Raw genomic sequence first — 12,128 nt, 5'->3', positions numbered from 1 at the left:
CAGTGCGCAGACGCGCGTATGCTTCCACGGTGCCCAGTTCGGTGCGTTCGCGCGCATCCGTGTTCCCCATGATTGCATCTGTTTTCCGGCCGGCGCGGCCGTGGCTGGTGGCCGCAACCGTCGCCGCGACCTGTCTGCTCGGCGGCTGCGACAGCCGCCAGGAGGACGCCGTCGTGCATCGACTCAAGCAACTGTTCCGCTCGATCCAGCCCGCGCCGCTGCTGCTGCGCAAGCTGAAGGCCGGCGTCTCGACCGAGGACGAGGTGCGCGCGCAGCTCGGCAAGCCCGAAACCGAGCGCCAGAACCTCGACGGCTCGAAGCGCCTCGAATACCCGCGCGGGCCGATGGGCGACGAAACCTACATGGTCGACATCGACCGCAACGGTCTGTATCTCGGCGCGACGCAGGTGCTGACGGCCGACACCTTCGCGATGATCCGCCCCGGCATGACGCAGGATCAGGTCCGCCAACTGCTCGGCAAGCCAACCGAGGTGGCGCGCTACCCGCTCAAGCCCGAAACGGTATGGAGCTGGCGCTGGCGCGAGGACGGCGTCAACCAGGATGCGTTCTACAACGTGCATTTCGGCGACGACGGGCTGGTGACGACCACCTCGCGCTCGGACCTGATGCGGGGGCGGTAGGGCGGGGGCAGGCACGGCCTGCCTTGCCACCGGTCACCGGCCGCCCAATGAAAAATGGCGCCGCGGGTTCACACCCGCGGCGCCATTTTTATCGACGCTTTATTGACGCGATGCCGCGGCGGGTCGCCCCGCCGCCGCCCGGCGTGCCGTCAAGCCTTGACGGTGTCGGCCACTTCCTTGAAATCTTCGATCTGGTCGAAGTTCATGTACTGGTAGATCTTGTCGCTGTTGGCCGTCAGCACGCCCATGTCGGCCATGTACTCTTCCTTGGTCGGGATCTTGCCCAGACGCGAGCAGATCGCCGCCAGTTCCGCCGAGCCCAGATACACGTTGGTGTTCTTGCCCAGACGGTTCGGGAAGTTGCGGGTGGAGGTGGACATCACGGTCGCGCCTTCGCGCACCTGGGCCTGGTTGCCCATGCACAGCGAGCAGCCCGGCATTTCGGTGCGCGCGCCGGCCGTGCCGAACACGCCGTAGTGGCCTTCCTCGGTCAGTTGCTTCTGGTCCATCTTGGTCGGCGGAGCGACCCACAGCTTGACCGGAATGTCGCGCTTGCCTTCGAGCAGCTTCGACGCCGCGCGGAAGTGACCGATGTTGGTCATGCACGAACCGATGAACACTTCGTCGATTTTCGCGCCGGCCACGTCCGACAGCGTCTTCACGTCGTCCGGATCGTTCGGGCAGGCCACGATCGGCTCGTGGATGTCGGCCAGATCGATTTCGATGACGGCCGCGTATTCGGCGTCCGCATCCGGTTGCAGCAGTTGCGGGTCGGCCAGCCATTGCTGCATGGCGTCGATGCGGCGTTGCAGGCTGCGCGGGTCCTGGTAACCCTCGGCGATCATCCACTTCAGCAGCGTGACGTTGCTGTTGAGATACTCGATGATCGGTTCCTTGTTCAGGTGCACCGAGCAACCGGCAGCCGAGCGCTCGGCCGAGGCGTCCGACAGCTCGAATGCCTGCTCGACCTTCAGGTCCGGCAGCCCTTCGATTTCCAGGATGCGGCCCGAGAAGATGTTCTTCTTGCCTTGCTTGGCGACGGTCAGCGTGCCGGCCTTGATCGCGTACAGCGGGATGGCGTTGACCAGGTCGCGCAGCGTGACGCCCGGCTGCATCTTGCCCTTGAAGCGCACCAGCACCGATTCCGGCATGTCCAGCGGCATCGTGCCGGTGGCGGCCGCGAAGGCCACCAGGCCCGAACCGGCCGGGAAGCTGATGCCGATCGGGAAGCGGGTGTGCGAATCGCCGCCGGTGCCGACGGTGTCGGGCAGCAGCATGCGGTTCAGCCAGGAGTGGATCACGCCGTCGCCCGGACGCAGCGCGATGCCGCCGCGCGTGCTGATGAAGTTCGGCAGGGTTTGGTGCGTCTTGACGTCGACCGGCTTCGGATAGGCGGCCGTGTGGCAGAACGACTGCATGACGAGATCGGACGAGAAGCCCAGGCAGGCCAGGTCCTTCAGTTCGTCGCGCGTCATCGGGCCGGTGGTGTCCTGCGAGCCGACCGAGGTCATCTTCGGTTCGCAGTACGTGCCCGGGCGCACGCCCTGGCCTTCCGGCAGGCCGCAGGCGCGGCCGACCATCTTCTGCGCGAGCGAGAAACCCTTGCCGCTGTCGGCCGGCTGTTGCGGCAGGCGGAACAGGGTGGACGGAGCCAGGCCCAGCGCTTCACGCGCCTTGGCCGTCAGGCCGCGGCCGATGATCAGCGGAATGCGGCCGCCGGCGCGCACTTCGTCGAACAGCACGTCGGACTTGACGGTGAATTCGGCGATCACGGCGCCGTTCTTCAGGGCCTTGCCGTCGTACGGGCGCAGTTCGACCACGTCGCCCATTTCCATCTGCGACACGTCGAGTTCGATCGGCAGCGCGCCGGCGTCTTCCATCGTGTTGTAGAAGATCGGGGCGATCTTGCCGCCGAGGCACACGCCGCCGAAACGCTTGTTCGGCACGAACGGGATGTCTTCGCCCGTGAACCACAGCACCGAGTTGGTGGCCGATTTGCGCGAGGAGCCGGTGCCGACCACGTCGCCCACGTAGGCGACCAGGTGACCCTTTTCCTTCAGCGATTCGATGAACTTGACCGGGCCGCGCTTGCCGTCTTCTTCCGGCGTGATGCCGGGGCGCGCGTTCTTCAGCATCGCCAGCGCGTGCATCGGGATGTCCGGGCGGGTGGTGGCGTCCGGCGCCGGGGACAGATCGTCGGTATTGGTTTCGCCGGTGACCTTGAAGACCGTGATGGTCAGGCTTTCCGGCACTTCCGGGCGGCTCGTGAACCATTCGGCGTCGGCCCAGCTTTGCAGCACGGCCTTGGCGTGAACGTTGCCCTGGTCGGCCAACTCCTTGACGTCATGAAACTGGTCGAACATCAGCAGGGTTTTCTTCAGCGCGTCGGCGGCGGTGGCGGCCACGGCTTCATCGGCGAGCAGTTCGATCAGCGGCTGGATGTTGTAGCCGCCCAGCATCGTGCCGAGCAGCTCGGTGGCGCGCTCGCGCGAGATCAGCGGGCTGGCGGTCTCGCCCTTGGCCACGGCGGCCAGGAAGCCGGCCTTCACGCGGGCGGCTTCGTCCACGCCGGCGGGCACGCGGTAGGTGATCAGTTCGACGAGGGTTTGCTCTTCGCCTGCGGGCGGGTTCGCCAGCAGTTCCACCAGTTCGGCGGTTTGCTTGGCGGTCAGCGGCAGGGGGGGGATACCGAGCGCGGCGCGTTCGGCTACGTGAGCACGAAAGTTTTCTAGCATGGGGGACCTGCTGATAGGGCGTTTCAGGGCGAAGGCCTCTTTCAGGCGCTCCGAGGCTGCTACGGGTGCTGCTTCGCCCGGGATTCTCAGTCGTTAACCGCTTTTGCGTCAAACGTCTTATATCTTATATAAGAGTTGACGGTGAAGACGCGTCCCCATTCCTCGGCCGGCCGGCTTTGCCGGCCCCGCGCTATCGAAAAAGCGACCCGAAACGTGCAAAAACGCACCGCCCGCATCCGGCCCCGAGCCTGACAGGCGGCTTGCCGGGGCGGCGCGAGCCCCCGCGTTGCGGGGCGTTGCGCGATGCGTCGGGCATCGTGTCGCGATGTTGCGTTGCAGCATGGTGCCTGGCCCCGGTTTGTGGCCGTTTTTTTCGCCTGCAACCATCCGCCCCACTCGAACGCCGGCCGCCGGCTTCCCAACCGACCCACTTCAGGAGACGCGCGTGTTCCTCTACGGATTCGGCCCCCTCATCTGGGCGGGCACCGTGCAGACGATCGAGCTGTCGGTGCTGTCGCTCGCCGCCGCCGTGGTGCTGGGCCTGCTCGGCGCGCTCGCCAAGCTGTCGCCGCGGCGCGGCCTGCGCGCGCTCGGCACCGGCTACACCACGCTGATCCGCTCGGTGCCCGACCTGGTGCTGATGCTGCTGCTGTTCTACAGCATCCAGATCTGGCTCAACGACATCACCGACCTGCTCGGCTGGGACCAGATCGACATCGATCCGTTCGTGGCCGGCGTGCTGACGCTCGGCTTCATCTACGGCGCGTATTTCACCGAAACGTTTCGCGGCGCGTTTCTGTCGGTGCCGCGCGGCCAGCTGGAGGCGGGCGCGGCCTACGGCATGAGCGGGCTGCGCGTGTTCGCGCGAATCCTGTTTCCGCAGATGATGCGCTTCGCGCTGCCCGGCATCGGCAACAACTGGCAGGTGCTGGTGAAGGCCACCGCGCTGGTGTCGATCATCGGCCTGGCCGACGTGGTCAAGGCCGCGCAGGACGCCGGCAAGAGCACGTTCAACATGTTCTTCTTCATCCTCGTCGCGGCGCTGATCTACCTGGCGATCACGACGCTGTCCAACCTCGTGCTGCGGCATCTGGAGCGGCGCTATTCGACCGGCGTGAGGCACGCGGAACTATGATCGAGATCATCCAGGAGTTCGGCCGCGCCTTCCTGTACTGGGACGGGCAACGCCTGTCGGGCCTGGCCGTCACGCTGTGGCTGCTGACGGCGTCGGTGGGCATCGGCTTCGTGTGCGCGATTCCGCTCGCGGTGGCGCGCGTCTCGCGCAAGCGCTGGGTGTCGATGCCGGTGCGCGCCTACACCTACGTGTTTCGCGGCACGCCGCTCTACGTGCAGTTGCTGCTGATCTACACGGGCATGTACAGCCTCGAATTCGTGCGCGCGCATTCGCTGCTCGATGCGTTCTTCCGCAGCGGCTTCCATTGCGCGATCCTGGCTTTCGCATTGAACACCTGCGCCTACACCACCGAGATCTTCGCGGGCGCGATTCGTGCCACGGCGCACGGCGAGGTGGAGGCGGCGCGCGCCTACGGCATGAGCCCGTTCACCGCCTACCGCCGCGTGATCCTGCCCTCGGCGCTGCGCCGCGCGTTGCCGCTGTACAGCAACGAGGTGATCCTGATGCTGCACGCCACCACGGTGGCGTTCACCGCCACGGTGCCCGACATCCTCAAGGTGGCGCGCGACGCGAACTCGGCCACCTACATGGCGTTCCAGTCGTTCGGGATCGCCGCCCTGATCTATCTTGCGGTATCGTTCGCACTCGTCGCGGCGTTTCGCCGGGCCGAGCGCCACTGGCTCGCGTATCTCGCGGCCGGACGTCATTGATTCGTATCCATTCCGGGAGACGCCAGTTGGCCGACATCACCCCGCCGAACCCCGCCAGCAAGCTCGCGGCCATCGATATCTACAAGCGCTACGGCGACAACGAAGTGCTGAAGGGCGTCTCGCTCGACGCGAAAGCGGGCGACGTGATCAGCATCATCGGCGCCAGCGGCTCGGGCAAGAGCACCTTCCTGCGCTGCATCAATTTCCTCGAACGGCCGAACGCGGGCCAGATCATCGTCGACGGCGAAACGGTCCGCACCAAGGCCGATAAAAGCGGCGCGCTCGACGTGGCCGACCCGAAGCAACTGCAGCGGATTCGCACCAAGCTCGCGATGGTGTTCCAGCACTTCAACTTGTGGGCGCACATGAACGTGCTGGAGAACGTCATGGAAGCGCCCGTGCACGTGCTCGGGCTGTCCAAGCGCGAGGCCGAGGCGCGCGCCCGCGAGTACCTGGAAAAAGTCGGCTTGCAGCCGCGCGTCGAGAAGCAATATCCGTCGCATCTGTCGGGTGGCCAGCAGCAGCGCGTGGCGATCGCCCGCGCGCTGGCGATGCATCCCGACGTCATGCTGTTCGACGAGCCGACCTCGGCGCTCGACCCGGAACTGGTGGGCGAAGTGCTGAAGGTGATGCAGAAGCTGGCCGAGGAAGGCCGCACGATGATCGTGGTCACGCACGAAATGGGCTTCGCGCGCAACGTGTCGAACCACGTGATGTTCCTGCATCAGGGCCGCACCGAGGAGCAGGGCCATCCCGCCGAGGTGCTGGCGCGTCCGCAGAGCGAACGCCTGCGCCAGTTCCTGTCCGGCAGCCTCAAGTAAGGTGGCGGCGATCGGCCGCGCGGGCGGCGCCGCGCGCACGACGCAGGTGGCGATCGTGGCGTTGCCGCCGGTGTCGATGTCGGGCGTCGGCCCGATCGTCGATGCGCTGGCGCTGGCCAACGACATCGAAGGGCGCGCGCTGTACCGCTGGCAGGTGTGTTCGTGGGACGGCAAGCCGGTGCCGCTCGCGGGCGGCGCGCAATGGCCGGCCGACGCGGCGTTCAACGACGCGATCGCCTGCGACTGGCTGATCGTGCACAGCGAGCGCTTCCAGCAATTCGCTGACTACCGCCTGTTCCTCGCCAGCCTCGCACGCGTCGGTCAGCGCACGCCGCTCGTCACGGGCATTCACCACGGCGTGTGGTGGCTCGCGATGGCGGGGCAACTGGCCGGCTATCGCGTGGCGGTGAATTGGGAAACCTATCAGCAGTTCGCCGAGCAGTTCGAGCGCACCATCGTCACCCAGCAGATCTTCGAAATCGACCGCGATCGCGCGACCTGCGCGGGCGGCCAGGCCAGCCTCGATTTCATGCTGGCGATGATCGGCCGCGATCACGGCCCGGCGCTGCCCGAGCGGATCGCCGACGCGCTCGGCTGCGCCGCGCCAAGAAGCGCCGAGACGCGCCAGCGGATTCCGTTCGTGACCGCGCCGGGCGAGCGCCATCCGCGCCTGAACGACGCGCTGCAACTGATGGAAGCGAACGTCGAGGATCCGCTCACCACCGACGAGATCGCCGAGCTGGTGGGCATCTCGCGGCGCCAGCTCGAACGGCTGTTTCGCCAGTATCTCGGCGCGATGCCGTCGAAGTATTACCTGAACCTGCGGCTGCTGAAGGCGCGCACGCAATTGCAGCGCACCAGCAAATCGGTGGTGCAGGTGAGCCTCGCCTGCGGCTTTTCATCGGCCGCGCATTTCTCGAATGCCTACCGCGAACGCTTCGGCGTGACGCCGCGCGAGGATCGCCGCGCGTGGCTCGAAAAGCAGCACGGCGGCACGAGCGAACCGCGCGCGGGCGCGCTGGTCGAACGCGACGACGACCGGTGAGCGCGCCCGTGAATGCATCGTGGCCGCATCGTGAATACGCGCGCCGGAATGGCGAGCGAACTGCGTTCCCGCTCTCCGCGTGTTTCGCGATGCGCAACCGGCCAAGCCGATAGAACCCGTCGCAAATGCGCAAGACGTCTCGCGCCCCGTTGCCTACACTGAACCCTGTGATTGCCGAACCAAGGAACCGCCATGACCCGCGATAACGTGACCCGACAGACTTTCGATGACGTGATGGTGCCGGTGTTTTCGCCGGCCGCTTTCGTACCCGACCGCGGCGAAGGCTCGCGCGTGTGGGACACCGCCGGCAAGGAGTACGTCGATTTCGCGGGCGGCATCGCGGTGACGGCGCTCGGCCACGGCCACCCCGAAGTGCTGAAGGTGTTCGAGGAGCAGGGCCGCAAGCTCTGGCACATCGGCAACGGCTACACCAACGAGCCGGTGCTGCGTCTCGCGAAGCGCCTCGAAAGCCTGACCTTCGCCGATCGCGCGTTCTTCGCGAACTCGGGCGCGGAAGCGAACGAGGCCGCGCTGAAGCTGGCGCGCCGCGTGGCGTTCGACCGCTTCGGCGCCGATAAATACGAGATCCTCTCGTTCGCGCAGTCGTTCCACGGCCGCACGTTCTTTACCGTCAGCGTGGGCGGCCAGCCGAAGTATTCGGACGGCTTCGGCCCGCGCCCCGAAGGCATCCGCCATCTGCCGTACAACGACATCGAGGCGGCCCGGGCGGCGATCGGCCCGCGCACCTGTGCTGTGATCGTCGAGCCGGTGCAGGGCGAGGGCGGCGTGATCCCGGCCGATCCGGCGTTCCTGAAAGCGCTGCGCGAAGCGTGCGACGCGCACGGCGCGCTGTTGATCTTCGACGAGGTGCAGACCGGCGTGGGCCGCACCGGCCACTTCTACGCCTACATGGATACCGGCGTCACGCCCGACATCCTGACGACCGCCAAGGCGCTCGGCAACGGCTTCCCGATCGGCGCGATGCTGACCACCACCGAGCTGGCCGAGCATTTCAAGGTGGGCGTGCACGGCACCACCTACGGCGGCAATCCGCTGGCCTCGGCGATCGCCGACAAGGTGGTGGAACTGGTCAGCAATCCCGAGTTGCTGGCCGGCGTGCACGAGCGCGGCGAGCGCATTCGGGCCACGCTGGCCGCGCTCGATGCGAAGCACGGCGGCCTGTTCCGCGAGGTCCGCGGCAAGGGCCTGCTGATCGGCGCCGAACTGACCGAGGCCTTCGACGGCCGCGCCAAGGATTTCGTCAACGCGGCCGCCGCGCACGGCGTGATCATGCTGATCGCCGGCCCGAACGTGCTGCGCTTCGTGCCGTCGCTGGTGATTCCGCTCGACGTGCTCGACGAAGGCCTCGCGCGCTTCTCGCGCGCGGTCGACGAAGTGGTCGGCGCGAGCCGCTGACCCACCCGCCCGGCCCACCCCGCTCACAGGAACGACGATGCTATTCGTACGCCCCGGCAGGCTTGCCGACCTCGACGCGCTGGCGCAGATGGCCCGCACCGCGCGGCCGGTGCTGCACTCGCTGCCGCACGACCGCCGCGCGCTGGAAGCGCGCGTGGCGCTGTCCGAGGATTCGTTTCGCGCCGACGCCGATTTCCCCGGCGAGGAGTTCTACCTGTTCGTGCTGGAAGACAGCGAGACGGGGCGCCTGCTCGGCACGGCCAGCATCGTCGCCGCGGCCGGCTATTCGGAGCCGTTCTACGCGTTCCGCAACGACGCGCTGATCCACGCCTCGCGCGAGCTGCATGTGAACCGCAAGATCCACGCGCTGACCATGTCGCACGAGCTGACCGGCAAGAGCCGGCTGGGCGGCTTCTATGTCGACCCGGCGCTGCGCGGCGATGCCGCCGCGCACCTGGTATCGCGCGCCCGCATGATGTACATCGCCGCGAACCGCCGCCGCTTCACGCCGGAAGTGTTCTCGCTGCTGCTCGGCGTGACCGACGAGCACGGTGCGTCGCCGTTCTGGGAAGCGGTGGGCCGCAAGTTCTTCCATCGCGATTTCGCCGATATCGAGGTGGAATCGGGCGGCCGCAGCCGCACGTTCATCGCCGAGGTGATGCCGGTGTATCCGATCTACGTGCCGCTGCTGCCCGAGGCGGCGCAGCGCGTGCTCGGCGAGCCGAACGAACACGGCCTGCTCGCCTATGACATCCATCTCGAAGAAGGTTTCGAGCCGGACCGCTACGTCGATATCTTCGATGCCGGCCCGGTGCTGACCGCGCAAGTCGATCGCACCGCCTGCGTCACGCACAACGTCGCGCGCACGGTGCGCAACGCGGCCGGCGCGGCGGCGGGCGCCACGCACTTGGTGGCGGCCGGCGAGGGCGAGGCGTTTCGCTGCGTGCTGGTCGACCTGCCCGATGCCGCAACGGTCCACGCGATGGAGGCGCCGCTCGACGCCGCCGCGCGCGCCGCGCTCGGCGTGGTGGACGGCGACGCGGTGCGCTGCGTGCCGCTGCATCGCCGCGACGAGGTCACTTCAACCCACGGGGCCACCCCGCTTTCGGGAGACCCGCGATGATCGTGGTTCGCGTGGTACAGACAGGCGATGTCGATGCGCTGGTGGCGCTCGCGCAGGAAACCGGCCCGGGCCTGACCACCTTCAAGCCGGACCGCGACGCGCTCGCGGCGCGCGTCGAACGCGCGCGCTGCACGCTCGACGGCACTGCCACGGCCGCCGAGGCCGGCTACTTCTTCGTGATGGAAGACACCGCCAGCGGCGACATCGCCGGCGTGTGCGGGATCGAAACCGAGGTCGGGCTCGCGCAGCCGTTCTACAACTACCGCGTGGCCACCGTGGTGCACGCGAGCCAGGATCTCGGCGTGTGGACCCGCATGTCGCTGCTGAACATCTCGCACGACCTGACCGGCTATGCCGAAGTCTGCTCGCTGTTCCTGAGCCCGCGCTATCGCACGGCGGGCGTGGGCGGGCTGCTGTCGCGCTCGCGCTTCATGTTCATCGCGCAGTTCCGCGAGCGCTTTCCCGAGCGGATCTGCGCCGAGTTGCGCGGCCATTTCGACGAGGCCGGCAGCTCGCCGTTCTGGCGCGCGGTGGGTTCGCACTTCTACCAGATCGATTTCAACGCCGCCGATTACCTGAGCTCGCACGGCCGCAAATCGTTCCTGGCCGAGCTGATGCCGCGCTTTCCCGTGTACGTCGATCTGCTGCCGCAGGACGCGCAGGATTGCATCGGCCTCACGCACCGCGACACGCTGCCGGCCCGCAAGATGCTCGAAGCCGAAGGCCTGCGCTACCAGAACCACGTCGATATCTTCGACGCCGGCCCGGTGCTCGAATGCCACGTGTCCGACCTGCGCACGGTGCGCGACAGCATCGTGGTGCCGGTCGAGATCGGCGAACCCGCAGCGGCGGCGGAAGGCGGCCCGCGCGCGCTCGTGTCGAACACCTCGCTCGCCGATTTTCGCGTCGGCGCGGCGCCGGGCGCGGTGGCCGACGGCCGCTTCGTGCTGAGCGCCGCCGACGCCCGCGCGCTCGACGTTGCGGCAGGCGATCCGGTGCGCGTCTACGCGCTGAAATCCCAACCGAGATAACACATGTCCGAACTCTTCATCGATGGCGACTGGGTCGCCGGCAGCGGCCCCGAATTCGCCTCGCGCAACCCCGGCACCGGCGAGACCGTCTGGCGCGGCGCGAGCGCCTCGGAGGCCGATGTCGGCTGGGCCGTCGCCAGCGCGCGCCGCGCGTTCGCCGACTGGTCGGCGCTCGCGCTCGACGCGCGCATCGCGATCGTCCAGCGCTTCGCCGCGATCCTGGAGGAACGCAAGGAAGCGCTGGCCGCCGCGATCGGCCGCGAAACCGGCAAGCCGCTCTGGGAAGCGCGCACCGAAGTCGCGACGATGGCCAACAAGGTCGCGATCTCGATCACGGCCTATCACGAGCGCACCGGCGAGAAACGCACGCCGATGGCCGACGGTACCGCCGTGCTGCGGCACCGCCCGCACGGCGTGGTGGCCGTGTTCGGCCCGTACAACTTCCCCGGCCATCTGCCGAACGGGCATATCGTGCCGGCGCTGATCGCCGGCAACACGGTGGTGTTCAAGCCGTCCGAGCTGGCGCCGGGCGTGGCGCGCGCCACCGTCGAGGCCTGGCGCGACGCCGGGCTGCCGGCCGGCGTGCTGAACCTGGTGCAGGGCGAGAAGGACGCCGGGGTGGCGCTCGCCAACCACCGCCAGATCGACGGCCTGTTCTTCACCGGCAGCTCCGACACCGGCACGCTGCTGCACCGCCAGTTCGGCGGCCGGCCCGAGATCGTGCTGGCGCTGGAGATGGGCGGCAACAATCCGCTGGTGGTGGGCGAGGTGGCCGATCTCGATGCGGCGGTCCACCACACGATCCAGTCGGCGTTTTTGTCGGCGGGCCAGCGCTGCACCTGCGCGCGCCGGATCTTCGTGGCCGACAACGCGCAGGGCGACCGCTTCCTCGCGCGCTTCGCCGAGGTCACGGCCGCGATCCGCGCCGATCGCTACGACGCCGATCCGCAGCCGTTCATGGGCGCGGTGATCTCGGCGCGCGCGGCGGCGCGGCTGGTCGAGGCGCAAACGGCGCTGCTCGCGGCCGGCGCGCGGCCCGTGATCGCGATGGCGCAGCGCGACGCGGCGCTCGGCTTCGTCAACGCCGCGATCCTCGACGTGACCGAGGTGCGCGACCTGCCGGATACCGAATATTTCGGCCCGCTCGCGCAGGTGATCCGCTACCGCAGCTTCGACGAGGCGATCGCGCTGGCCAACGACACCGCCTACGGCCTGTCGGCCGGGCTGCTGTCCGACGATGCCGGCGCGTGGGCGCATTTCCAGCGCAGCATCCGCGCCGGCATCGTGAACTGGAACCGGCCGACCAACGGCGCATCGTCGGCCGCGCCGTTCGGCGGCGCGGGCCGCTCGGGCAACCACCGGCCGAGCGCGTTCTACGCGGCCGATTACTGCGCGTATCCGATGGCCTCGGTCGAGAGCGAGCAACTGCAGATGCCGGCGAGCCTGTCGCCCGGCCTCCATTTCTGAGCGG

The 12,128-nt window shown here is 68.1% G+C and carries 10 protein-coding genes; 9 read left to right on the top strand and 1 reads right to left on the bottom strand.

Translation table 11 applies throughout. The features are described 5' to 3' along the window. The first annotated feature begins 68 nt into the window (after positions 1-68). On the top strand, positions 69-641 hold the full coding sequence (gene bamE / locus AB4851_RS30485) for an outer membrane protein assembly factor BamE (protein ID WP_414450071.1): 573 nt from the start codon (positions 69-71) through the stop codon (positions 639-641). 149 nt (positions 642-790) lie between these two features. Here the strand turns inward: bamE and acnB are convergent, their stop codons facing one another. Further along, positions 791-3,376 (bottom strand): bifunctional aconitate hydratase 2/2-methylisocitrate dehydratase, encoded by a 2,586-nt coding sequence (acnB, locus tag AB4851_RS30480; protein ID WP_414444331.1) that lies wholly within the window; start codon positions 3,374-3,376, stop codon positions 791-793. Between the two features lie 445 nt (positions 3,377-3,821). On the opposite strand from acnB, the gene AB4851_RS30475 reads away from it, so the two are divergent. The 8 genes from AB4851_RS30475 to astD all read left to right on the top strand — a co-directional run bounded on the left by AB4851_RS30475 (position 3,822) and on the right by astD (position 12,124). Beyond that, positions 3,822-4,511, top strand: coding sequence for an ABC transporter permease (locus AB4851_RS30475; RefSeq protein ID WP_414450070.1), 690 nt, complete (start codon positions 3,822-3,824; stop codon positions 4,509-4,511). Further along, complete coding sequence (locus AB4851_RS30470) at positions 4,508-5,221, top strand: ABC transporter permease (protein ID WP_414444333.1); 714 nt, start codon at positions 4,508-4,510, stop codon at positions 5,219-5,221. The genes AB4851_RS30475 and AB4851_RS30470 overlap by 4 nt, the downstream gene beginning before the upstream one ends. A 26-nt stretch (positions 5,222-5,247) precedes the next feature. Further along, positions 5,248-6,042 carry an ABC transporter ATP-binding protein gene (locus AB4851_RS30465; RefSeq protein ID WP_414444334.1) on the top strand — a complete coding sequence of 265 codons (795 nt, stop codon included), beginning with the start codon at positions 5,248-5,250 and terminating at the stop codon, positions 6,040-6,042. A 1-nt stretch (position 6,043) separates the two neighbouring features. Then, the gene (locus tag AB4851_RS30460; protein ID WP_414450069.1) at positions 6,044-7,087 is read left to right on the top strand and encodes a GlxA family transcriptional regulator; all 1,044 of its coding nucleotides are present in this window, start codon (positions 6,044-6,046) and stop codon (positions 7,085-7,087) included. 192 nt (positions 7,088-7,279) lie between these two features. Then, on the top strand, positions 7,280-8,503 hold the full coding sequence (locus AB4851_RS30455; protein WP_414444336.1) for an aspartate aminotransferase family protein: 1,224 nt from the start codon (positions 7,280-7,282) through the stop codon (positions 8,501-8,503). A 37-nt stretch (positions 8,504-8,540) separates the two neighbouring features. Then, a complete protein-coding gene (gene aruF / locus AB4851_RS30450) occupies positions 8,541-9,626 on the top strand; it encodes an arginine/ornithine succinyltransferase subunit alpha (RefSeq protein WP_414450068.1) in 1,086 nt (361 codons plus the stop codon). Then, complete coding sequence (gene astA, locus AB4851_RS30445; protein WP_414450067.1) at positions 9,623-10,657, top strand: arginine N-succinyltransferase; 1,035 nt, start codon at positions 9,623-9,625, stop codon at positions 10,655-10,657. The genes aruF and astA overlap by 4 nt, the downstream gene beginning before the upstream one ends. A 3-nt stretch (positions 10,658-10,660) precedes the next feature. Further along, a complete protein-coding gene (astD, locus tag AB4851_RS30440; protein WP_414450066.1) occupies positions 10,661-12,124 on the top strand; it encodes a succinylglutamate-semialdehyde dehydrogenase in 1,464 nt (487 codons plus the stop codon). Positions 12,125-12,128 lie beyond the last annotated feature (4 nt).

Source organism: Burkholderia sp. 22PA0099 (genome assembly GCF_047497165.1).
Taxonomy (GTDB): domain Bacteria; phylum Pseudomonadota; class Gammaproteobacteria; order Burkholderiales; family Burkholderiaceae; genus Burkholderia.
Note: the sequence above shows the minus strand (reverse complement) of the source record. Positions and strands in the feature narration are given on the sequence as shown.